The sequence below is a fragment of the Nocardia sp. NPDC051832 genome (genome assembly GCF_040681285.1).
Lineage (GTDB): Bacteria > Actinomycetota > Actinomycetes > Mycobacteriales > Mycobacteriaceae > Nocardia.
Window position 1 is genome coordinate 111107 of record NZ_JBFAYL010000005.1, and the last position, 22289, is coordinate 133395.

Below are 22289 nucleotides of genomic sequence, written 5' to 3' on the forward strand. Positions count from 1 at the left end.
ACTACTGCCACGAAAGGAACGACCATGGCGGGTACCACACACAGTGAGCTGGGCAGTGCGGCGGACCGGGTGCGGGCGATGTTCGATCCCGAGCGCGTGCCCGCCGTGATCGGAACCGCGCGTGGCTATTTCGACCTGCTCGCGGAAGACGCTCCGGAACCAGGTCTCGGGCAGAGTGTGATGGAGGGCTGGTTCTATCCGCGGATCTACCGGTACTGGCGGCCCCTGGTCGGCCGGGTGGCGGCCGGTCCGCGCAACCTGCTGGATCCGCGTTCCGAGAGCGCGCGATTGATGGCGCGGCTGGCGCCTCAGGTCGGTGACGCGGTCCTCGATATCGGCTGCGGGCCCGGCAATTTCACCGATTCGATCGCGCGGGAAGTCGGTCCGGACGGGCTGGCGGTGGGCTTGGACATCTCGGCGACCATGCTCGCGCAGGCGGTGCGCGCCGGAACGCCCGCGAACACGGTGTACGTCCGCGGCGACGCGCACGCGTTGCCCTTCCCGGACGCCGCCTTCGACGCGGTGAGCTGCTTCACCGCGCTGTTCTTGATGCCGGAACCCTTCCGCGCGATCGACGAAATGGTGCGCGTGCTCGAGCCGGGCGGCAGTATCGCGGTGCTCACCAGCTGCGCGAGCCGGTGGCCGCTGCTGCGCCCCGCGGAGCGACTGGCCGAAAGAGTCGCTGATGTCACCGTTTTCGGGCGCACCGAGATCGTGGACGCGTTCGAGGAACGCGGCGTGGCCGGTCTGACCCAGGAGTTCGCCGGTGTCGCGCAGATCGTCGCGGGACGGCTGCCGCTGTCCTGACGCGAGCGGTCAGTGGCCGGTCCAGCGCGGTTCGCGGCGCTCCAGGAACGCCGCGATGCCCTCACGGGTGTCCGCGGAGGCGAGGGTGGTGAGCATGGCCTGTTCGGTGATGTGCCAGGCGGTTTCGTCGGCGGCGGAATTGCTGCGTTCCACCGCGACCAGGCTTTCGCGCACCGAGATGGGCGCGTTGCGGCAGATCCGCTGGGCCAGCTCGGTGGCGGTCTTCAGGACGGTGCCCTCCTCGGCGAGGACGTTGACGAAACCCACCTGATACGCCCGCTCGGCAGCCAGCGGATCGCCGGTGAGCAGCATTTCCTTCGCGATGTTCAACGGCAGCGCGCGCTGGGTGCGGAACAGTCCGCCGCAGGTGGCGATTACCCCGCGCCGCACCTCCGGCAGCCCGAACTTGGCCGTGCGCGCGGCCACCACGAGATCACAGGCCAGCACCACCTCCATGCCGCCGCCGAAGGCGAACCCTTCCACGGCGGCGATCAGCGGCTTGGTGCGGCGCCGGCGGATGATGCCGTATTCACCGCCGCGCTCGGTGTGCGCGCCGGATCCGGCGGCCAGGTCGGTGCCCGCCGAAAAGCCTTGGCCCACACCGGTCAGCACCGCGGCCCAGGTTTCGGGATCGTCCTCGAGCTCATTCAGCGCACGGTCGAGGCCCTCGGTCATCGCCGAGTCGAAGGCATTGCGCTTCTCCGGACGGTTGAGGCGGATCACAGCGACCCGGCCTGCCTTCTCGTAGTCGACTGTCATCGTGAACTCTCTGGTAGGCGAATGCTGACCTGGCCGAAAATATCTACTGCCGGGCGGTGCGGACCCTGGTCGGCGCCGCCCGGCAGAGCCTAGTCTGAGACAGCCAGTCGTCGCGAGTAGAGGTTCCAGGATGAGACTGAAGGCCGATGTCGCCGAATACACCGATGAGTCGACGCATTGGGCGGTGGCGAATCCCGCGCGCGGCGCCGGACTCGGCGCCTTGCGCGATACCGAAGCGGGTACCTGGCTGGTCAGCCGGATCGGCGGGTTCCTCGGCGGCGGGCGCACCATCAGACTGCTCGAGGTGATGGGCCGCAGCCCCGGATTGTTCTGGGGCTATCTGCCTTTCGCGCTGCGGGTGGTGCCGGGCAGCAGCTTGTCGCGGGTCGACTGCGAGCTGGCGACGCTGCGCACGGCCTGGGACGCCGGGGCCCGCTACGAGTGGCATCACCACGTGTATGCAGCACGGTTGAGCGGGCTTTCGGTGGACACCGTCGAGCGTGTGGCGCAAGGTCCGGACGCGCCCGGCTGGACCGGCAAGCAGCAGCTGCTGTTGCGTGCCGTGGACGAACTGCACGCCGACCGCATGATCTCCGATCCCACCTGGGCGGGGCTCTCGCAGCACCTCTCACCGGGACAGCTGGCCGAGCTGTGCCTGCTGGTCGGGCACTACGACATGCTGGCGATGCTGCTGAAAAGTCATGGGGTGGAACCGGAACCGGAGATGTGGCGGCGTGGGCCGCTGCGCTGGATACGGGACCCGGCCTCCGGCGACGGGATCCTGCCGAGCTGGCTGCCGCGAGTCAACAAGCTGGTCATCAACCGGATTCAAGGTGTGGCGGCCGGGAAGGTGCCGCCCTACGTGATGATTCACCACCTCGGGCGGCGGTCGGGCAAGCCGTACCGGATTCCGGTCGTCGGGATACACACTGGCGACCAACTGGTGGTGCCGCTGCCCTACGGCGACAAGGCCGACTGGGTGCGCAACGTGCTTGCCGCGGGGAGCGCCGAGATTACTTATCGCGGCAAGACACAGAAGGTCACCGAGCCCCGTGTGGTGGACGCGGCCGGCGCCGAAGAGCTGCCGGCGCTCGCGCGGCTGTGCACGCGGCTGGTTCGAGTGATCGTCTTCGATATCGCGGAGTGAGCTGCCCGCCTAGCCGGCCGTCAGGAGCGCGCTCCCGGCAGCCGCCGCTTGCCGCGCGCGGCCATGCCCTGCAACAGCGTGATCACCGCGCGGGTCCGCACCTTCGACACCGGGAACCAGGTGATCTCGGACTTCTGGGTGGGGATGCGGGGGACCGTGATCGCTTGCTGGCGGCAGTATTTGCGGATACCGGCCGCACCGCCCCAGCGCGCGCCGATCCCGGATTGTTTCCACCCACCCATCGGCAGCGCGAAACTGAACATGTTGGCGAAGGAGTCGTTGACATTGACCGCGCCCGCCTCCAGCCGCCGCGCGACCTGCGCGCCGCGCTGTTTGTCCCCGGTCCAGACGGTGGCCGACAAGCCGTAGACCGAGTCGTTGGCGAGGCGGACCGCCTCGTCCTCGTCGGCGACCCGCATCACCGGGATGGTGGGCCCGAAGGTCTCCTCGGTGAGGCACGACATGCTGTGGTCGACATCGACGAGCACGGTGGGCTCGAAGAATGTGCCGGTGCCCGTGGACTTTCCGCCGACCGTGGTGCGCGCGCCCGCGGCCAGCGCCTCGTCGACGTGGCGTTGCACGATGTCGCGCTGCGCCGGAGTCGCCATCGCGCCGATGTCGGTGCTGTAGGGCTCGGCGTCGTCGCCTTGCCGGAGTGCGGCGACCCGCTCGGTGAGCTTGGCGACGAACTCGTCGTAGACCGGGGCCTCGACGTAGACCCGTTCGATGGAGATGCAGACCTGCCCGGAGTTGAACATGGCGCCGTAGGCGATGCCGTTGGCGGCCCGGTCCAGGTCGGCGTCGGCGAGCACGATGGCCGGGTCCTTGCCGCCGAGTTCGAGACTGCACGGAATGAGGCGGTCACCGCAGGCCGCGGCGATCTTGCGGCCGGTGCGGGTGGATCCGGTGAATTGGATGTAGTCGGCCGATTCCACCACCGCGTGCCCGGTGTTGCCCGCGCCGGTGACGACCGAGAACACCGGGGGCGCACCGATTTCGGTCCAGCCGCGGCCGAGCTCGACGGCGCTGAGCGGAGTGATCTCGGAGGGCTTGACCAGGACGGCGGCGCCGGCCATGAGCGCGGGCAGCGCGTCGAAGCACACGTTGAGCAGCGGGAAGTTCCACGGCGTGATGACGCCGACCACCGGATAGGGCCGGTAGCAGGTGGTGAGCTGTTTCGTCTTGCCCAGCAGGTTATGTGGTTTCGGGTGCTCGTCGGCGAGGAACCCGGCCGCGTTGTTGGCCCAGTACTTCATGAGGTCGACGGCGGCGGGAACCTCGATATCGGCGGTCGCGCGCGGCTTTCCGGTCTCGGAACGAATCACCTCGGACAGCCGCGCGGAGTTGTCGATCAGCCAATCCTGCCAGGCGAGCAGCCATTTCCGGCGTCCGGCCGGGCCGATCTCCTCCCAGTCGCGCTGGGCCGTCCGCAGGGCCAGCACTGCCGCTTCGACCGCATCGCGGTCCTGATCGGGCACCTCGCCGACGACGGCGCCGTCGGCCGGATTACGGACCTGGATGGAGTGGGCACTGTGCACGGTGGTCATCGAAGACCTCCACTGTCGCTGAATGGTTCGGGCTGGTTCCATGCTCTCCCACCCCTGTCCTCCCGGCGCGCTTTTGGCCGGCGGACCCGCCCGCAGCCATAAATAGACATCAATGTTCGTAAACGGCTATGGTCGAGCCATGACGAAGTTCGACGGCAAGAGCTGCCTGATCACGGGGGCGGCGAGCGGCCTGGGCCGCAGCACCGCGCAGGCGGCCGCCGCCAAGGGCGCGGCCCTGGTCCTCACCGATATCGACGACGAAGGTCTGCAGCGTACCGCCGCGGAGCTGCGCACGGCCGGAGCCACGGTGCATCTGGCCGAAGCCGCCGATGTCAGCGACCACGCCGCGGTCGTCGCGCTCGCGGCCAAGGTGCACGCCGAACTGGCCAGCGTCGACATCGTGATGAACGTGGCCGGCATCGCGACCTGGGGCACCGTCGAACGCCTGACCCATCAGCAGTGGCGGCGCACCATCGATATCGATCTGATGGGCCCGATCCACGTGATCGAGGAATTCCTGCCGCCGATGATCGCGGCCGGGCGCGGCGGACATCTGGTGAACGTCTCCTCGGCGGCCGGGTTGTTCGGGCTGCCCTGGCACGCGCCCTACAGCGCGGGCAAATTCGGGTTGCGCGGCGTCTCGGAGGTGCTGCGGTTCGACCTGCGCCGCCACAAGATCGGCGTGAGCCTGGTGTGCCCGGGCGCGATGGCGACGCCCATGGTGGACAGCGTCGATATCGCGGGCGTGGACCGGGAGGCCGAGGCGGTGCAGAAGGCGATGGGGTTGTTCCTGCGGCACGCGGTCACCCCGGACGCGGCGGCCAAGACCATCGTGCGCGGCGTCGAGCGCAACCGGTACATGGTGTTCACCTCGCCGGATATCCGGGTCGGCTACTACGCGCAGCGCTATCTTCCGCTGACCTACAACCTGGCCATGCGGGGCATGAACTGGGGGATGCACCGGGTGCTGGACAAAGCGAGCCTCGACAAGCCGGGGGTCGTGCGCGCACCATAGGCAGGCATCTGAGACAGTTCGTCGCGAGGGGTCGCCATGGGTCAGCCGTTGTCCACCACCGCCGGAACCGCGGCGCCGGATACCCGCTTCGAGATCGGGCCGGTGCGGTACCCGAAACTGTTCGGGCGCAACACCGTTCCGATCGTCATGTCCGACGGCGCGGTGCTCACCGCCGATATCCTGCGCCCCGGCGACCGTTCCGGGCCGACCGGCGAACCGCTGCCCGCGATCATCAACTTCACCGCCTACAACAAGATGCTGAACCGGCACGGCATGCGGTGGAACACCCTGCTGCGCGGGCTGGCCGGTCGGCTGGAGCCCTCCGACCGCACCCGGATGACCGGCCGCGATGTGCTGCGCACGCCCGCCGGCGGCGTGCTGGAACCCTTCGCCGTCAACCGCACCGCCGTCTCGCGCGGTTACGTCGGTTTGATGGTGGACGTGCGCGGCACCGGAAGTTCCACCGGCACTTGGGATTTCTTCAGCCCGCGGGAACAGCTCGACTATGTCGAAGTGGTGCGGTGGGTGCGGGAACAGCCGTGGTGCAACGGCGATGTCGCGGTGCAGGGCCTGTCCTATGGCGCTATCGCGGCCCTGCTGACCGCGGGCCAGCGGGCCGAGGGGGTGAAGGCCTGCTTCGCGATCGAGGCGGGGGAGAACCCGGTGCGCGAACTCGGGCTCACCGGCGGGGTTCCGACGCCGGGCATCATTGTCTGGATGCTCGCGGTCAACGGCGGTAAATGGCTCCCGGCGCTGCCCGGGCTGGTGCGCGCCGGAATCGCGGGAAAGTTCTTGCGGGACCGGACGATCGGGAGCACCGGCTGGCTCGGGCGGGCGCTGCGGCTGGCGTTCACCGAGGAACACGAGGACGGGTATCTGAACCCGATGTGGGCGGCCCGGCTGTGCAAGTACGAGGACATCACCGTGCCGACCTGGATCCACGGCGGCTGGCACGATGTCTACAACCGCTCCAATTTCCGTCTCTACGACCGCATTCCGGTGCCCGGCGGCCCGAAGCAGGTGCTCGTCGACGACTCCTATCACCTGACGCCGGGCTCGGGGTTCGGCGATCAGGGCAATCCGCAGGCCCTCGACGAACTGCAATGCGCGTTCTTCGACAAGTGGGTCAAGGGCATCGACAACGGCATCGACGGCTACGGGCCGATCACCGTGCGCCGCCAGGGCGATGGGGCCTGGGTGCGCCGCGACAGCTTCCCGGATCCGCGGGCGCGGGTCGGCAGGCTCTACCTGACCGGCGAAAGCACCGGCGCCGCAGCGCATGCCGCCGCCGACGCCGGCCTGGCGGACAGTCCGGTCGATGTCGAGTACCGGTTGCCGCTGCCCGCCGGACGCGGCAGCGCGGCCTCGGGCAACACCGCGGTCATGAGCATGGGCATCGCCCTGCTGTTCGGCCGCGCCTTCGGCAACGACGACCGCCGCAACGAAGCAACCGCGGTCACGTTCACCAGCGCCCCCTTCGACGCCGACACCGTGCTCACCGGCCCGATGAATCTGCATCTGCGCGCCGAAGCCGATGGCACCGACGCTTTCTGGGCTGTCACCGTCTGTGCCGTGCACCCCGACGGCGCCTCGGTGCCGATCACCCGCGGGGCGCTCCTGTCGTCGTTGCGCGCCACCGATCCCGAGCAGAGTTACTACGTCGACGGCGAACTCCTCTTCCCGCTGCACACTCTCACCGCCGACACCGCCGCACCACTGACCCCCGGCGAGCCCTTCGACATCGATATCGAGATCAACCCCACCGAGGTGCTGCTGCGCGCCGGGCACCGCTTACGTGTCTCGGTCAGCCGGAGCAGCTTCCCCCGCCACTTCATCGCGCCCTGGAAGCAGCGCCAGATCCGGGGCCAGGCAATCCTTCTCGACCCGGAGCGTCCCAGTTACCTGAGCTACCTGAGCGCGCCGAAATAACCCCCGCCCGGCTCCTGTCCGCTTGCGAAAAAATAGCGCGGCGCGCGGGTACCGCCTGACGTACTATCGCGAGCGGAGACACCGGCCGGGATATGAAGGGGGGACGGTGTGAGACCTCGCCTACCAGCGGCGGTACGCAATGCCGCGCTGTGGTTGCGGCGCTTCGCCGGCACGACGCCAGGCGCGATCGGCGTCGTCGTGCTCGTCGTCGTCACATTGTGCCTGCTCGCGGGGTTCACCAGCGCGAATACGCTGAGCGGCAAGATATCCCGGCACGAGACGGCGCTGGATCGCACCGAGCCGCTGGCCTACGCCGCGCAGAATCTCTACGTCTCGCTCTCGGCCGCCGACGCCGCCGCCGCCGAGGCCTTTCTCTCCGGCGGTATCGAAGCCCCCGACGTGCGGGTCCGCTACCAGACGGCGCTGGCCGACGCGGCCGCCGCACTGGCCGATGCCACCGTCGGCGCCAATGACGAGCAAACCCGGCTGATCGTCGCCCGGATCAGCGCCGAATTACCGGCCTACACCGGGCTTGTCGAGACGGCGCGGGCCAACAACCGGCAGGGGTTCCCGGTCGGCTCGGCCTACCTGCGCGAAGCCTCGGCGCTCATGCAGGACTCGCTGCTGAAGAACGCCGAAAAGCTCAGCACCGACCGGTTCGCCGCGGTCAACGCCGAACAGGGCCGGATCGGGGCGCTGCCGTGGGGCACCCTCGGGTTGCTGCTGCTGGTGCTGATCGCTTGCGGCGCAGGGTCGTACGTGCTGCTCGAACGCACCAACCGCCGGTTCAACCTCGGGCTCGCCGCCGCCGCGGGCGCGACGGTGCTGGCGATGATCTGGGTGGTGGTCGCCACCTCGCTGGCCGGGTCGGCGCTGGACGGCGGCGAGGCGGGGGCCGCGAACCGGTTCGAGACCCTGGCCGAAGCCCGGATTCTCGCGCAGCAGGCGCGGACAGCCGAAACCTTGCAGCTGATCACCCGCGGCGACATCGCCGAAGGCGAGGAAACCTTCACCCAGCACACCACGGCGCTGCGGGATCGGCTCACCGCGGTCACCGGCGCCGATTCCGAAGCCTCCCAGCGCTTCCAGAGCTGGAACACCGGGCATCGCAAACAGGTCGAGGCCTATCAGGCGGCGAAGTTCACCGAGGCGGTGGACCAGGCCATCGGCCGCGGCGCCGAAACCTCGGCCACCAAGTTCGCCGGCCTGGACGAGTCGCTGCGCAAAGAGCTCACCGCTGTCCGCGGCGAATTGCGCGGCGGCGTCGACTCCGCCGGTGACGCCCTGTCCTACAGTCCCTCGGCCACACTGCTTTTGATGCTGTTCGCGGCCGCGGCCGTCATCATCGGTCTGTGGCCGCGTGTGAAGGAGTTCCTGTGAGGTCCCGCGCTCTGGCGCCGCTGCTGGGCGTGGCCTTGTTGCTGGCCGGCTGCGGCGCCGACTCCTCGGTACCGGATATGACCACGATGGCCGCGGTCAATCCGACACCGCCGGAACTGACCCCGATCACCACCCCGCCGCAAGCCGAGGGGGAGTGCGACGCCGAAACCAGCCTGACCCCCAGGGCGCTGCCGCAGCCGGGCGCGATGCCCGCCGGTTCCCCGATGGCCGCGATCGTGGCCAACGGCCGGGTCCGCGTCGGCGTCGACCAGAACACCTACCTGTTCGGGTTTCGCAACCCGACCACCGGCGAACTCGAAGGTTTCGACATCGACGTCGCCCGCGAGATCGCCTACAGCCTCTTCGGTGATCGCGGCAAGGTCGAACTGCGCTCGGTGACAGCGGCCGAACGCATCACCGCCCTCCGCGACCGGCAGGTCGACCTGATCGTGCGCACCTTCTCCGCCACCTGCCAGCGCCGCCGCGACGTCGACTTCTCCGGCGTGTACTACCGTGCGACGCAACGCATCGCCGCGCCCAAGAACTCCGGTATCCGCGGCAGCGCCGACCTGGCGGGCAAACGGGTCTGCGTCGCCAGCGGCACCACCGCCGCGGGCCCGCTGTTCACCCTGCCGGTCCGGTTGACCGTGCTCGGGGTGACCAACTGGACCGACTGCCTGGCCGCGTTGCAGCAGGGCCACGTCGACGCGATCAGCGCCGACGAGCCGATCCTGCACGGCCTGGTCGCCCAGGACCGCCACCTCGCGGTGCTCGGCGAGTCGATCGGCAGCGGCGCTTACGCGGTCGGGATCGCCAAGAACAACCCCGAGCTGGTGCGTTTCGTCAACGGCGTGATCGAGCGGCTGCGCACCGACGGCAGCTGGGAAAGCATCTACGCCAAACATCTTTCGCAGCTCGGCCCGTCACCGGGTCCGCCGCCGACCCGGTACAGCGAGTGAGGGCCGCTGCCGTGCTCCCGCTCAGCGTCGCCGAGATCGATCGCGAACTCGCCGACCGCACCCGACAATTCGAGGCCATCACCGGCACCCTGCTGGAGCTGGACAATCATCCCGGGCTGAACCTGCTCCGGCATTTCCCGCCGGCCGGGCTGACCGCCGAGCGCTGGGAGCCGATCCGGCAGGCGCTGGATCTGATGTGGGAGGACCACGGCCGGATGAAGGCCATCCTGGACCAGGCCCGCACCCTGCGCGGCACCCGCGGCCGGGTCGACGACCGTGCCCGGGTCGAGTTGACGCAGTTGCTGCGCGGCCGCCCGCACGAGGCGGGGCGCACCCCGATCCCGATGGCGCAGCGCTCGCTCACCGGTCCCAGCGAACACGTGCTGTTCGTCGGATTGGCCGATACGTTGGATCGTATGCGCGCCACCTTCCCGCGGATCGCCGAATTCCTGGACGGTGTCGACGCGGTCAACAACCGGGTGGTCGCCGGGCTGGGCCCGTTGCAGGCGCAGGTCGAGCTCGCCCAGGGGGTGACACCGGAATTCCGGGCCGTGGCCGCCGATATCGACGCCCTGATGCGGCGCGCGGGCACCGACCCGCTCTCGCTCACCGGCAGCGAGATCGACGCGCGCATCGCCGAGATCAGCGCCGCGGTGCGCCGGCAGTCGGCGGTGCTCACCGAGCTCAACGCGATCACCAAGGATTGGGCCGCCGCCGTCGCCGAGACCCGGCGGCACTGGGAGTTGTTGCGTACGACCAGGGATCGGGCCGCGCAGCTGAAAGCCGAGGCCGAACGCCGCATCGTGACCGCGCCGCTGCCCGCGCGGCCGGACCAGGCCCCGATGCTCGGCGCCGAGTTGTCCAAGCTGGCAGCCGCGCAGCCGGATGGCCGCGTCGCCGGCGCGGCGAACGCCGTCCCGGCGGTGGCTTTACACGGCCTGCGGGCCCGCATCGCCGACGCCACCGCCGCCGCGCAAGCCGACGAGGCCCTCGCCCAGGGCTTGCTGGATCGCCGCGCGGAACTGCGGGGCCGCCTGGGGGCCTATCAAGCCAAAGCCGCGCGGCTGGGCATCAGCGAGGATCGAGAAGTGCTGGCGGCCTATCAGATCGCAGCCGGGCTGCTCACCCGCAACCCCTGCGACCTGGCGGCGGTCACCCGTGCCGTCGCCGACTATCAGCAGCTGATCGGGGAGAAGAAAGCGGGGAAGACGCGATGACCTGCACCGAACCCGGTTGCGGCGGCACCGTCGAGGACGGCTACTGCGACCGCTGTGGCACCGCGCCCTCGGCGGCCATGACCCAGGAGTCGGCCCAGCCGCCGACCGCACCGACCGAAGGCCAGGCCTGCGCCGAACCCGGTTGCGGCGGCGGCATTTCCGACGGTTACTGCGATGTCTGCGGCGCCGCGCCGAGCCTGCCGGTCACCTCCTCGACGATGCCGACGACCGAGGCCTCGACCGGTAGCGGCCGATCCTCGCGCTCGGTGCGCACCGGCCGGTCGTCGTCGAGTCAGAGCAAGCGCGGCGGCCTGGGTGGCGGTCTGGTGGAGATGCCGCGTCAGCCGAAGGTGAACCCGCTCGCAGCGATCCTGGCCGATCCGCAAGTCGCCGAGGACAAACGGTTCTGCGGCAGCTGCGGCCGGGCGGTCGGGCGCAGCCGCGAGGGCCGGCCGGGGCGCGCCGAGGGGTTCTGCCCGCACTGCGGCACGAAGTTCTCCTTCACCCCGAAACTCGTCGCCGGTGATCGCGTCGGCGGTCAGTACGAGGTGAAAGGCTGTCTGGCCCACGGTGGTTTCGGCTGGATCTACCTGGCCGTGGACCACAATGTGGGCGGCCGGTGGGTGGTGCTCAAGGGCCTGCTGAACTCCGGTGACGAGGACGCCATGAAGGCGGCGCTGGCGGAGAAGCGGTTCCTCGCCGAGGTCGAGCACCCCAGCATCGTCAAGATCTTCAACTTCGTCGAGCACGTCGGCGACGACGGCATCGCGGTCGGCTACATCGTGATGGAGTACGTCGGCGGCACCTCGCTCAAGCAGATCCTGCGCCGGCACCGCGACGCCGAAGGCGGGCACCTGCCGCCGCCGCAGGCCATCGCCTACATCCTGGGCATGCTGCCCGCGCTGGGATACCTGCACGCCAACGGGCTGGCCTACTGTGATTTCAAGCCCGACAACATGATCCAGTCCGAGGATCACCTCAAACTGATCGACCTCGGCGCGGTCATCTCGATGGACGACGAGTCGAGCCCGATCTACGGCACGCCCGGGTATCAGGCGCCGGAAATCGCCCAGACCGGCCCGACGGTCGCCACCGAGATCTACACCGTCGGGCGCACGCTGGCCGTGCTGATGCTGCGCCTGGGTCTGCGCGACGGCATTCTCGGCCCGCTGCCCGACCCTGCCGAGGAAGCGCTGCTGGCGCGGTACGACTCGCTGCACCGGTTCCTGCTGCGCGCCACCGACGCCGAGGCCGACGCCCGTTTCCCCTCCACCGAGGAGATGACCGATCAGCTGACCGGCGTGCTGCGCGAGGTGCTCGCCACCGACGACGGCGTGCCGCGTCCGGGCATGTCGGCGTTCTTCGGGCCGCCGCGCGGAGTCTTCGGCATCGGCGCGGACTCGGTGATCGAACCCGCCGAGATCATCGCGGCGCTGCCGGTTCCGCTGGTCGACCCCGGCGACAGCGGCGCCCCGCTGCTGGCCACCACCGGCGGCACCGCGCCGGCGGAACTGGAACCGGCGTTCACCGCGGGCTTGCAGGCGGTGGTCACCACGGGCGAGAAATCCGTGGAGATCCCGCTGCGCCTGGTCCGGGCCGCCCTCGACATCGGCGACTACGACGACGCGTTCCGCCGCATCGACGACCTGGCCACCACGCTGCCCGGGGACTGGCGGCTGGCCTGGTATCGCGGCCAGGCCCGGCTGCTGGCCGGGGACTACCGGGACGCCTACGGCGATTTCGACGCCGTCTATGCCGCGCTGCCCGGTGAACCCGCCCCGAAACTGGCGCTGGCCGCGGTCGCTGAACTCGCGGTGCACGCCGCCGCGGCCCGGCGCGACGCCAACGGTTCGGCTGCGGAAGAAGGGGATACGCACATGGCGGGCGTACCCGCGGATCGCTTCCAGGCGGCCCGGTACTACGAGCTGGTGTGGCGCACCGATCACGCCTACGTCAGCGCCGCGTTCGGCCTGGCCAGGCTGCGCCGGCACGGCGGTGACCGCGACGGCGCGGTGGGCGTGCTCGACCAGGTCGAGCCGTCCTCGGCGCTCTACACCGAGGCCCGGATCGCCGCTGTGACAACACAACTCGCCGATCGCGGCCCGGACGATCTCTCCGAGCAAGTGTTGCGGGAAACGGGAGCGCGCGTGGCAGCCCTCACCATAGATTCCACCCGCCGTCGCGCCCAGGTGCGCATGCAAGTGCTCGACGCGGCCCTCAGCTGGTTGACCGCGGGGAAAGCTCCCGCCGATCACACGCCACTGCTCGGCGCGGCGTTCGACCAAGAAGGCGTGCGCACCGGCCTGGAGCGCTGCTACCGCGACCTGGCCCACGAAACCCCCGATATGTGGGCGCGTTTCGAGATGGTCGACCGCGCCAACGGCGTCCGACCGAGAACCACGCTATGAGCGCCGACCGGCGGCCCGACGCAGCCGCGACCAACCCAACGGCCGCCGACCCGGCTGTGCCCGGAGCCGCCTCGGCCGACCCGCCCGCCGCGGCCACCACCGAACCGTCCCTGCCCAATTCGATCCCCACTGTGAGCGCCGACTTGAACACGACTACCGCGGGCACTCTGCCTACCGAGCCCCTGCACCTGCCCGCGGCCCGGGGGCGCGCCGGCACCTGCCCGAAGTGTCAGGCCCCGGTGGGCGCCAAGGATCGCTACTGCGAGGAATGCGGGCAGGAGATCGGCGCGCGCCGGGTGGCGCTGCCGCGGCCGGTGGACGAAGCGGGCGGGCAAGCCGGGCCGTCGCAGTGCGAGAGCTGCGGCGGGTCGGACCACGACAGCGATGGCTACTGCCGTGGCTGCGGCCAATTGCGTTCCCAGCCGGACCGTTTCGAGGCCGATCTGGGTGCGGTGTATCTCGCCACCGACCGCGGGCTCAGCCATTCCCGCAATGAGGACTCGGTCGCGGCGGCGGTCATCGACGGGCCGGGCGGTATGCCCGGCACCACGGTGATCGTGGTGAGCGACGGCGTCTCCTCCTCGGAAGACCCGCAGGCCGCCTCCGGCGCGGCCGTGCGCGCCGGAGTCGACGGCTGCCTGAGCGCGCTCGCCGACGGTGACTCCCTGGAAGAGGCCGTCTACGCCGGGCTCATCGCCGCCACCAAGGCGGTCCGGGCGATCGCCAAACCCAACGGCCACGCGCCGTCCTGCACCTATGTCTCGGCGATCGTGCGGGGCTACGGCACCGGCCGGTTCGAGATCGCGCACGCCAACATCGGTGACAGCCGGGCATATTGGCTGCGCACCGAATCCTCGGCGTCGGTCTGCCCGCCGTCCCAGCGCCTCACCAAGGACGACTCCTACGCCCAGACCCTCGTGGACTTCGGCACCGACGACGAAACCGCCATGCAGCATCCGCGCGCCCACCACCTGATGCGGTGGCTGGGCGCCGATTCCGGCGCCGAACCCGCCGCCGACAGCTGCGTCGGCACCTTCACCACCACCGGTCCCGGCGTGCTGCTGCTGTGCAGCGACGGCCTGTGGAACTACCGGCCCGGCGCGGGCGACCTGGCCGCCATCGCCACCGTGGCCGAACGTATGCCCGCCGCCCGCGAACTCGTCGAATTCGCGTTGCGCAGCGGCGGGCGCGACAACATCACTGTCGCACTGGCACCCATCACCTGAGCTACACCAGGAGTGAACACTGTGAGTTCCGTGGAGAACAACGGCATTGCGGTCGCCGTCGACCAGAACGAGTATCTGGCCGAGGGCGCGGACACGGTCGACGCCATCGTCACCGTGGAAGCGGGAGCGGATTTCGTGGCCGCCGAACCGCCGCCGGAGCGGGTCGAGATCCTCATCATCGACTGCTCCGGTTCGATGGCCACCGGCCGCAAATTCCAAGGCGCGCGCGAGGCCACCCTGGCCGCGCTCGACGTACTGCCCGAAGGCACCCGCTTCGCCATCATCGAGGGCACGGCCAAGGCGCGCTTGATCTTTCCCAAAGACGACCCTTCGCTCCCCGCGACCCGGCAGAACGTGGCGGCGGCGCGGCGGCAGCTGGACAAACTGCGGCCGTCCGGTGGGACCGCGATGGGCACCTGGCTGGGGCTGGCCCGCCAGCTCGCCAAGAAGCACGAGGGCTCGATGGTGCACGCCATCCTGCTCACCGACGGCAAGAACGAGCACGAGGAAGAGGAAACCCTCAAAGCCGAGATCAAGCTGTCCGAAGGCCTGTTCACCTGCGACTGCCGGGGAGTCGGCGCAGACTACGTGGTCAAGGAAATGCAGATGATCTCCAACGCGCTGCACGGCAGCACCGACGTGGTGGAGCAGGGCGAAGAGCTGGCCGCCGATTTCACCGCCATGATGCAGAGTTCGCTGGCCAAGGCGATTCCCGAACTGACGCTTCGGGTGTGGACGCCGGCGGGGGCCACGGTCAACTACGTCAAGCAGGTCAGCCCGGCGGTGGTCGACCTGACCGGGTTGCAGGTCGAGAACAGCCCGCAGGTGCGGGATTTCCCGCTCGGTTCCTGGGGTGCGGAGGAACGCGAATACCACCTGCAGGTGCGGGTGGAGCCGGCCGCGCCCGGCCGGGAGAAGGCCGCCGCGCGGGTCACCGTCTTCGCCGGGGATCAGGAGGTCGGCAAGGGGCTGGTGCGCGCGGTGTGGACCGAGGACACCGAACTGTCGGCCCGGATCAGTGACCGCGTAGCGAAATACACCGATCAGGCCGAGCTGGCGCAAGCGGTCCAGGAAGGCCTGGAAGCCCGCAAGAACGGCGACGTGGACACCGCGACCGCCAAGCTGCGCCGCGCGGTGGAACTGGCCACCCAGGCCGGCAACGCCGAAACCGCCAAGCTGCTGCGCAATGTCGTCGACGTCGAACGCGACGGCACCGTGCGCTTGCGCACCAAGGTCGAGGCGTTCGACGAGAAGGCCCTCGAGGCCCGCTCGGTCAAGACCGTCCGGATTCCGCCGAAGAAGTCCTGATGGTTATCTGTCCCGACGGGCACTCCTCGGTATCGACCGACTACTGCGACGAGTGCGGCACCCAGATCGGGCAGCCGTCGCACGCCGGAACCCCCACGGCGGCGGCCTGCCCGGAGTGCGCGACTCCGGGCGCCGGCAGCCGCTTCTGCGAAGTGTGCGGCTACGACTTCGTCCTGGGCGCAGCCGGAAAGACCGCCGCGGGCGGTACTTTGGTGGGCCCGCCGCCCACCTTGGTCGAGCCCGCGGTCGTCGAACCCCGGGCCCCCGCGCTCGCCTGGATTGCCACCGTCACCGCCGACCGCGCCCTTTACGACCGCGTCCAAGCCCGCAACGGCCCCGACGCCGACCAGGTCGACTTCCCCGCCTACTTTCCGGAACGCCGAATCACCCTGCACGGCAGCGACATCCTGATCGGCAAACACAGCGTCTCTCAGGGCCTGAACCCCGATATCGACCTCGGCATCCCACCTGCCGACGCCGGCGTCTCCCGCGCGCACGCCACGCTGCACCTGAGCAACGATGCCGCCACCATCACCGATCTCGGCTCGACCAACGGCACCAGCCTCAACGACTCCGAGGACGACATCCCCAAGAACGCCGCGGTCCCGGTCCATCCCGGCGACCGAATCCATGTCGGCGCGTGGACAACCATCACTCTCAGTCGCGGCTAGGCGGAAGTTCGTCGGCTAGTTACCCGTGGTGCGGGCGGTGAGGTCGTCCAGCAGTATCATCAGTTCGCCGGTTTGCTTGGTGACAGCCATCAGGCGGATCTTGAGGCCCTTGAGGTTGGCGCCGTCGATGGGGGTGTCGAGCTGGTGTTTGATGTGCTGCCATTCGGCGCTGGCGGTGACCTTGCCGAGTTGTACTTCGCGGGTGGCGCCGTCGGTGCTGCCGAGGCTGGCGAAGAGGCGGATCGAGGCGTGCGGGGAGCGGACCCAGAGGTTCAGGGCCGCCAACCGGCCGGGGACGGCGAAGGATTCACCGGACTTGGTGACCAGGTCGACCTCGAGGTCGTCGGCGGCCGACTTGATCAGCAGGACCAGGGCACGGTGGTCGGCGCCGGCGCGGCCGTCGACGTAGGTTCGAAGTTCCTTGTTGGGAGCGCCTTCGGCGAACGTCGTGAGATGACTGCGATCGGCGCCCGCGCCGGCGACATCCCAATTGTCCTTGTTCTCGAAGTCGTCCAGGAGCACCTCGACCGAGGTTTCCGACATCCCCGCTGTCCCTTCGTTCGCTCGGCGACCGGACATGCTCCGGCGCTGCTGCCACCCTACAATCAGGACAGCGGCTGGGCGTTGCGGGCGGTGAGCAGCGCGGTCATCTGGCCGGCCTCGTTGCCCTGTTCATTCACCATATCCAGCGCCACTCGCTTGACCGCCGCGTTCGAGCCGGTGTTGAAGGCGGCCTGCGCCATGTCGATGCCGCCGTAGTGGTGGCGGATCATCAACTGCAGGAACAAGATCTCGGCCTCGACGCCGCGCGACCCGGCCAGTCTGGTGATCTCGGCGGTCGAGGCCAGGCCGGGCATCGGCGCGCCACCGTGCTCGTGCCGGTGCGCCATCCAGCGCATCGGCGTCGCGGTGGTCAGCGGCAGGTCGTAGAGCTGTAGCCAGCCGCGCAGCTGCGCGATCTCACCGGTCTGGGCGAGCACGATGCGTTCGGCGATCCCGCGGATCTGCGGGCTCGCGTCGGCGGGCAGCGAGCGGGCCAGCAGCACGGCCTGCTCGTGGTGCACCGCCATGTCCTGGGCGAAGCCGATATCGACCTGCGACAGGACCGGCGCGGTATCGCCGGACGACGCCGGTTGCCACCAGAATCCCAGCGCCGCACCGGCTATCAGGCACGCCGCCGCGAGCAGGAGGTGCTTACGCGCCAATGGTCGGCTCCTGATCGGCGGGCGGGGTGTAGACGCCGTTCTCCAGCTCGAAGATCAGGAACCCGTTGTCGCTACAGGTGGTCCAGATCTGGGTGCCCCGGAACACCGGGGGTGACAGGCACATGTCGGCGGACATGTCGTTCTTGGTCACCATGCCCGAGCGCGGCCCGAGCGCCTGTCCCGGCTGGAGTTTGCCGTTGAGCATCTCGCGGGCCAGCGGCACGAAATTCCACACCGGCACGCCGACGAAGGCCAGGTCGGAGTTCACCGAATTGGGCAGCTGGAAGGCTTTTCCGGTTTGCGCGGGCGGATTGAAGTACGCGATCTCGCGAATGTCCTCAGGATCGCGCACATCGAACACCCGGATCCCGGACCCGAGCCAGCTGCAGGCCAGCGCGGTCGGATCGTTGGGCCGGTCGGCGACGCAATAGTGTGCGTCGTAGGAGAACAGCGGACTACCCGCGGCCGAACGGGCGTGCTCGGCGATCCGGGCGGGCGTGTTGATCTCGAGTTTGACGGTAATCTTGCGCACGGCCCGGGCCGGATCGGTGACATCGATCAGTTTCACGCCGCCGGAACCGGCTTCGTCGCCGACGAAGATGTGCGGACGCCCGGCATAGGTGACCGGCACCGCCTGCTGATTGAAGTAGCCGTCGCCCCAGTGATAGGTGGCGATCTGCGGCACCACGGGATACGGGTCGCGCCGCTGGATGGCGCTGATGTCGAGAATATTGATCCCGTTCTGGATGGACAGATACATGGTGTTGCCGTCGGGGCTGATCCCGAACCCGTGCGCGGTCAGCGATTGCAGGCCGTGCCAGATGACGCGCGGATTCGACGGATCGCTGACATCGATGGCGGTGACCAGGCCGGGGCTGGTGCTGGTCGCCCAGTAGGTGTTGCCGTCGGGGGAGAAGCCGCCCTCGTGCGACATGAACGGCAGCGGCATGGTCAGGTCGGTGCCGGGCCCGGGGTTCAGCAGTCGCGGACGCGCGCAGTCGGAGATGTCGTAGATGGAGAAGTACGCGGTGCCGGTGGTGACCGGAACGGCGGTGGCGGCCAGCAGTTTTCGCGTGGTGTTGACCTTCAGGCTCTCCCAGGTCCCGCCGAGCATGGCCGGTTCGTCGAGGCTGGCGGTCTGCACCGGGTTCGCGGGATCGGACGCGTCGATGACGTGCACGCCGGGGGCGGCCGCATTGAGCAGATTGCCCGGGAAGAAGGTGCCGGTGTAGGAGCAGTGGTCGTACACCGCCGACAGTGTCCCGCCGCCCTGCTGCTGCAACCCGCCCACGAAGGAGGTGTTGCAGCGATACCCGGCGGCGCTGCGGCCGCTGAGCCGGTCGTCGGCTGGAACATCGCCCTGCACACCGGTTTCCGGCAGCGAGCCCGGCCCGCACTCGGCGCGCGGTACCGCGTTCTGCTCGATCTCGGGCCAGTTGTAGACCGCCGCCCCGGCGGTTCCCGGCGCGAGCGCGGTACACGAAACAGCAAGCGCCACAGCGGCAGTCAGCATCGACAGTCGAGCCACAGAACCCCTCCCAGAGTCAGGTGTTACGCACCCGCCGCGCCACTCGGTAACCCCTGGGCGACGGATCTAGAACACGTTACAACTGAGCGGTCTGTTCTCGAGGCAATTGGCGGAATTCTGTGTCAGTGCGGCCTCAGTGCGCGGGCCGCGGCACCACCCGCGGCGAAAGTCCCTCGGTCGCGGGACCTTCCAGCAGCGTCCCGTCCGGCGCGAAGCGCGACCCGTGCAGCGGGCAGTCCCAGGACTTCTCCGCGTCGTTCCAGCGCACGATCCCGTACAGATGCGGGCACACCGCCGATACCTCGGTGGTCGTCCCGTCGACCGTGCACACCGCCGTCGGGCTCAGGCCATGGCGTTCCACCCGCCCGCACCCTTCGTCGGGGGCAACGCCCGGCCCGCTCGCCAACCGGAGCAGCCACCCGGCCGACATCTGTTGTGCCACGGCCGCGTTGGCGCGGGCGGCGGGGAACCAGGACTTCAGCTCGCTGGGATTCCAGCTGTCGAACACTCCGGCCCAGCCCGGCGGCTTGCCGGTGCGTCGTCCGGCCAGCGCGAGCGCGGCGGCGACGCCATTGGTCAAGCCCCACTTGGCATATCCGGTGGCGATCAGGATCCGGTCCTGCCCGGGCAGCAGCGGCCCGGCGTAGGGCAGCTCGCCGACCGGGTGGTAGTCCTGCGCCGACCAGCTCTGTAGCGGTTCGGCATCCGGGAACCAGCGTCGCGTCCAGTCGACCAGCGCGTCGGCGTGTGCCAGCGCGGAGTCGGTGCGGCCGACCGCGTGGCCGTTGCCGCCGACCAGCAGGACCTCGCCGTCCGGGGTGGGGGTGTAGCGCAGCGACTTCGTCGGCGCACCCGCGCTGAGGAACATCTCGTGCGGAAGCTGTTCGGGCACACGGAAAGCCGCTAGGTAGGAGCGCTGCGGCGTGAGCCGGGCGAAGAAGCCGCCGCGATCGAGGATCGGGGTGCCGGTGGCGAGGATGACGGTGTGCGCGGCGATCTCGCCGTGCTCGGTGTCGATGACCAGGTCGCCGTCGGATCCGCGGTGCACGCCTGTGGCCAGGGTGGATTCGTAGATGGGCGCGGCGTGCGCCTCCACCTCGGCGGCCAGTGCCGCCAGCAGCGCCACCGGATCGAGCTGTGCCTGATCGGCCAGGCGGACCGCACCGTGTGTCGGGAACCGCACGTCCAGGTTCTCGACCAGCTCGGTCGGCAGTCCGGCCTTGCGGGTGGCCTCGTATTCGGCGTGTACGGCCCGCACCTCACGGTCGGTCTGCGCGTAGGTCAGCGCCGCGGCCCGCTGGTGCGCGACCTGGTGTTCGGCGCAGAAGCGCAGCAGCCACTGCTGGCCGTCGCGATTGGCCTCGACGTACCGGCTCAGTGTGCGCACCGAATGATGCCGCAGGATCTCCTGCGCTCGAATGCCCTGCAGCAGACTGACTTTGCCCGTGGTGGCGCCGGTGGTGCCGAGGCCGACGCGACGGCCTTCGAGCACCGCCACCTGCACGCCGTTCTCGGCCAGCAGCAGCGCTGTCACCAGGCCGGTCAGCCCGCCGCCGATCACGACCGTGTCGAAGCGCAGACCCGGGGTGAGCCGCAGCCGCGCCGGCACCTCGGCGTCGTTCATCCAAAATGACGTCATAACCTGGTGATATCCAGAAAAAACTCGGTCACACCTGATTGGGCCCCGCATCGCCGGGTAGACGGCATATGTCCACCTGATAACCGAAATTTCGGAGGTAGATATCGTGACCGAACATAAGAGTGGTCCCCGCGAAGGTATTGAAGGCGCTGTCGAAGGCGTGAAGGGCAAGGTCAAGGAGACCACCGGCACAGTCTTCGGTAACGATGATCTGCGGGATGAAGGCAAGGCCCAGCAGGACAAGGCCGGTGCGCAGCGCGAAGCGGCGCGGAAGGAAGCGGCGGCCGAAAAGGAACGTGCGGAAGCCGGCGTCGACGAGCAGCGCCAGCGCGCTTACCAGCGCGGGCAGGAATAATCGCCGAACAACGGCAACCGAATAATTGATCAGGCCGCCCGGATGAATAATCCGGGCGGCCTTTTCTTTTGGATTTATTACTGGACGATTTTGTTTTCCATGGTCGGCAGCCGGCGGGCGATGGTCAATTGTCGTTCGGCGGCATCGATGACCTCCATGGCGCTGACCTGGAGGAGGCCCGGGCCGGGTTCGGGCGCGTGCGGGTCACCGAGCTGCCCGGCCCACAATGCGATATGCGCCGAGCGCTCGGGCGGTGGACCCGAATCGGCCGGGGAGTTCGGTCCGAAGATCAGGACCGACGGCGTGCCGAAGGCGGTGGCCAGGTGGCCGACTCCGGTGTCGCCGCACACGACCAGCGCCGCGCCCGCGACCGTCGCGGCCAACTGCTGCACGGTGAGTTCGCCTGCCACTACCGAGTTCGCGGGCAATCCGGCGTGCTCGGCCACATAGCGGGCCAGGGGGAGTTCGGTGGCGGTGCCGGTCACCAGAATCGGGTGCCCGGCCGCCCGCAAGCGCGAGGCCACGGTCGCGAAGCGCTCGGCCGGCCATTGCCGCGCGGGCGAATTCGCGCCCGGATGCAGGACGACGTGGGTGCGCTGGCCGAGCGCCTCGGGCGGCGGATCCAGCTCGATAGCGCCCGGATCCGTGGGTATCCCCGCTGATTCGAGCAGTGTGCACCAACGCATCGTCTCGTGCCGGCCGTCCGGCCAGTCCGGGCCGAGTACCAGCGGAAAGTCCGGGTGCCGGTAGGTGATCAGCTGCTCGGGGTCGGTCGCGTACAGGTCGGCGAGACCTTCGGGGCCGGGCCCGTGCAGGTTCACCGCGCTGGTCGGCGGCGGCGCGTTCCAGCGCAGGTCACCCAGGATCGGGGTGGCGTGTAACTCGTCCACGCAGCCGGTCATATCGACGATCGGGCGCAACCAGCCGGGAGCGGCGAGCACCAGGCGGTGATGCGGACGGGCGGCACGCAGACCGCGCAGGGCGGGCAGCGCGGTGAGCAGCCCGCCCAGGCCGCGGGCTCGCAGGATCAGGGTGACGGCCGGCTCTGCGGTGTGGGACATCAGCAACGCCTCCCGGCGGGTCGAGCTCTGGCGCCCAGGCGAACTCGCGGACGAGGGCGGCAGCGTCGGCGTCCCCGTCCGCGAGCCGGCCGCCGGCTCCGTACCCCCCGGGGCGAGAAACGTCCTGG

Annotated in this window: 19 protein-coding genes; 12 read left to right on the forward strand and 7 right to left on the reverse strand. The window is 69.5% G+C overall.

Annotation, left to right across the window (positions count from 1 at the left end; all coding sequences use genetic code 11):
* Positions 1–24 precede the first annotated feature (24 nt).
* Positions 25–807, forward strand: a complete 783-nt coding sequence (locus tag AB0M14_RS30110) for a methyltransferase domain-containing protein (RefSeq protein ID WP_365000801.1) — start codon at positions 25–27, stop codon at positions 805–807.
* Between the two features lie 9 nt (positions 808–816).
* Here AB0M14_RS30110 and AB0M14_RS30115 read toward each other — a convergent pair whose 3' ends face one another.
* Positions 817–1566, reverse strand: a complete 750-nt coding sequence (locus AB0M14_RS30115; RefSeq protein ID WP_365000804.1) for an enoyl-CoA hydratase-related protein — start codon at positions 1564–1566, stop codon at positions 817–819.
* 130 nt (positions 1567–1696) lie between these two features.
* Here AB0M14_RS30115 and AB0M14_RS30120 point away from each other — a divergent pair, with 130 nt between their 5' ends.
* A complete protein-coding gene (locus AB0M14_RS30120) occupies positions 1697–2713 on the forward strand; it encodes a nitroreductase family deazaflavin-dependent oxidoreductase (protein WP_365000807.1) in 1017 nt (338 codons plus the stop codon).
* 20 nt (positions 2714–2733) lie between these two features.
* Here AB0M14_RS30120 and AB0M14_RS30125 read toward each other — a convergent pair whose 3' ends face one another.
* Positions 2734–4260, reverse strand: coding sequence for an aldehyde dehydrogenase family protein (locus tag AB0M14_RS30125; protein WP_365000810.1), 1527 nt, complete (start codon positions 4258–4260; stop codon positions 2734–2736).
* A 139-nt stretch (positions 4261–4399) separates the two neighbouring features.
* Between AB0M14_RS30125 and AB0M14_RS30130 the strand changes: the two genes are divergently transcribed.
* The 9 genes from AB0M14_RS30130 to AB0M14_RS30170 all read left to right on the forward strand — a co-directional run bounded on the left by AB0M14_RS30130 (position 4400) and on the right by AB0M14_RS30170 (position 16373).
* On the forward strand, positions 4400–5275 hold the full coding sequence (locus tag AB0M14_RS30130) for an SDR family oxidoreductase (RefSeq protein WP_365000812.1): 876 nt from the start codon (positions 4400–4402) through the stop codon (positions 5273–5275).
* 36 nt (positions 5276–5311) lie between these two features.
* Positions 5312–7204: a CocE/NonD family hydrolase gene (locus tag AB0M14_RS30135; RefSeq protein ID WP_365000815.1), complete on the forward strand. Its 1893-nt coding sequence runs from the start codon at positions 5312–5314 to the stop codon at positions 7202–7204.
* A 108-nt stretch (positions 7205–7312) separates the two neighbouring features.
* Entirely contained in the window at positions 7313–8584 is a 1272-nt protein-coding gene (locus AB0M14_RS30140) for a hypothetical protein (RefSeq protein ID WP_365000818.1), read from the forward strand.
* The gene (locus AB0M14_RS30145) at positions 8581–9543 is read left to right on the forward strand and encodes a glutamate ABC transporter substrate-binding protein (protein WP_365000821.1); all 963 of its coding nucleotides are present in this window, start codon (positions 8581–8583) and stop codon (positions 9541–9543) included. The genes AB0M14_RS30140 and AB0M14_RS30145 overlap by 4 nt, the downstream gene beginning before the upstream one ends.
* A complete protein-coding gene (locus AB0M14_RS30150) occupies positions 9540–10760 on the forward strand; it encodes a hypothetical protein (RefSeq protein ID WP_365000824.1) in 1221 nt (406 codons plus the stop codon). Before AB0M14_RS30145 ends, AB0M14_RS30150 begins: the two co-directional genes overlap by 4 nt.
* On the forward strand, positions 10757–13168 hold the full coding sequence (locus AB0M14_RS30155; protein ID WP_365000827.1) for a tetratricopeptide repeat protein: 2412 nt from the start codon (positions 10757–10759) through the stop codon (positions 13166–13168). The genes AB0M14_RS30150 and AB0M14_RS30155 overlap by 4 nt, the downstream gene beginning before the upstream one ends.
* Positions 13165–14394 (forward strand): PP2C family serine/threonine-protein phosphatase, encoded by a 1230-nt coding sequence (locus tag AB0M14_RS30160; RefSeq protein WP_365000830.1) that lies wholly within the window; start codon positions 13165–13167, stop codon positions 14392–14394. Before AB0M14_RS30155 ends, AB0M14_RS30160 begins: the two co-directional genes overlap by 4 nt.
* A 21-nt stretch (positions 14395–14415) precedes the next feature.
* A complete protein-coding gene (locus AB0M14_RS30165) occupies positions 14416–15702 on the forward strand; it encodes a VWA domain-containing protein (RefSeq protein WP_365000833.1) in 1287 nt (428 codons plus the stop codon).
* Positions 15702–16373 (forward strand): FHA domain-containing protein, encoded by a 672-nt coding sequence (locus tag AB0M14_RS30170; protein WP_365000836.1) that lies wholly within the window; start codon positions 15702–15704, stop codon positions 16371–16373. The genes AB0M14_RS30165 and AB0M14_RS30170 overlap by 1 nt, the downstream gene beginning before the upstream one ends.
* Positions 16374–16388: 15 nt before the next feature.
* Here the strand turns inward: AB0M14_RS30170 and AB0M14_RS30175 are convergent, their stop codons facing one another.
* From AB0M14_RS30175 to AB0M14_RS30190, 4 genes are all read right to left on the reverse strand, one after another.
* Positions 16389–16916, reverse strand: coding sequence for a hypothetical protein (locus AB0M14_RS30175; protein ID WP_365000839.1), 528 nt, complete (start codon positions 16914–16916; stop codon positions 16389–16391).
* Between the two features lie 62 nt (positions 16917–16978).
* The gene (locus AB0M14_RS30180) at positions 16979–17578 is read right to left on the reverse strand and encodes a DUF305 domain-containing protein (RefSeq protein ID WP_365000842.1); all 600 of its coding nucleotides are present in this window, start codon (positions 17576–17578) and stop codon (positions 16979–16981) included.
* On the reverse strand, positions 17568–19091 hold the full coding sequence (locus AB0M14_RS30185) for a hypothetical protein (protein WP_365001998.1): 1524 nt from the start codon (positions 19089–19091) through the stop codon (positions 17568–17570). Before AB0M14_RS30185 ends, AB0M14_RS30180 begins: the two co-directional genes overlap by 11 nt.
* 148 nt (positions 19092–19239) lie before the next feature.
* Entirely contained in the window at positions 19240–20745 is a 1506-nt protein-coding gene (locus AB0M14_RS30190) for an FAD-dependent oxidoreductase (RefSeq protein ID WP_365000845.1), read from the reverse strand.
* 106 nt (positions 20746–20851) lie between these two features.
* On the opposite strand from AB0M14_RS30190, the gene AB0M14_RS30195 reads away from it, so the two are divergent.
* The gene (locus tag AB0M14_RS30195; protein ID WP_365000848.1) at positions 20852–21100 is read left to right on the forward strand and encodes a CsbD family protein; all 249 of its coding nucleotides are present in this window, start codon (positions 20852–20854) and stop codon (positions 21098–21100) included.
* A 77-nt stretch (positions 21101–21177) separates the two neighbouring features.
* On the opposite strand, the gene AB0M14_RS30200 is transcribed toward AB0M14_RS30195, so the two are convergent.
* Positions 21178–22161: a glycosyltransferase family 9 protein gene (locus tag AB0M14_RS30200; protein WP_365000851.1), complete on the reverse strand. Its 984-nt coding sequence runs from the start codon at positions 22159–22161 to the stop codon at positions 21178–21180.
* Between the last annotated feature and the right edge of the window lie 128 nt (positions 22162–22289).

Excerpts from the sequence above, each read along its gene's own strand:
- AB0M14_RS30110 (WP_365000801.1), top strand. The coding sequence starts at position 25 with ATGGCGGGTACCACACACAGTGAGCTGGGCAGTGCGGCGGACCGGGTG.
- AB0M14_RS30115 (WP_365000804.1), bottom strand. The coding sequence starts at position 1,566 with ATGACAGTCGACTACGAGAAGGCAGGCCGGGTCGCTGTGATCCGCCTC.
- AB0M14_RS30120 (WP_365000807.1), top strand. The coding sequence starts at position 1,697 with ATGAGACTGAAGGCCGATGTCGCCGAATACACCGATGAGTCGACGCAT.
- AB0M14_RS30125 (WP_365000810.1), bottom strand. The coding sequence starts at position 4,260 with ATGACCACCGTGCACAGTGCCCACTCCATCCAGGTCCGTAATCCGGCC.
- AB0M14_RS30130 (WP_365000812.1), top strand. The coding sequence starts at position 4,400 with ATGACGAAGTTCGACGGCAAGAGCTGCCTGATCACGGGGGCGGCGAGC.
- AB0M14_RS30135 (WP_365000815.1), top strand. The coding sequence starts at position 5,312 with ATGGGTCAGCCGTTGTCCACCACCGCCGGAACCGCGGCGCCGGATACC.
- AB0M14_RS30155 (WP_365000827.1), top strand. The coding sequence starts at position 10,757 with ATGACCTGCACCGAACCCGGTTGCGGCGGCACCGTCGAGGACGGCTAC.
- AB0M14_RS30160 (WP_365000830.1), top strand. The coding sequence starts at position 13,165 with ATGAGCGCCGACCGGCGGCCCGACGCAGCCGCGACCAACCCAACGGCC.
- AB0M14_RS30170 (WP_365000836.1), top strand. The coding sequence starts at position 15,702 with ATGGTTATCTGTCCCGACGGGCACTCCTCGGTATCGACCGACTACTGC.
- AB0M14_RS30175 (WP_365000839.1), bottom strand. The coding sequence starts at position 16,916 with ATGTCGGAAACCTCGGTCGAGGTGCTCCTGGACGACTTCGAGAACAAG.
- AB0M14_RS30185 (WP_365001998.1), bottom strand. The coding sequence starts at position 19,091 with ATGCTGACTGCCGCTGTGGCGCTTGCTGTTTCGTGTACCGCGCTCGCG.
- AB0M14_RS30190 (WP_365000845.1), bottom strand. The coding sequence starts at position 20,745 with ATGACGTCATTTTGGATGAACGACGCCGAGGTGCCGGCGCGGCTGCGG.
- AB0M14_RS30200 (WP_365000851.1), bottom strand. The coding sequence starts at position 22,161 with ATGTCCCACACCGCAGAGCCGGCCGTCACCCTGATCCTGCGAGCCCGC.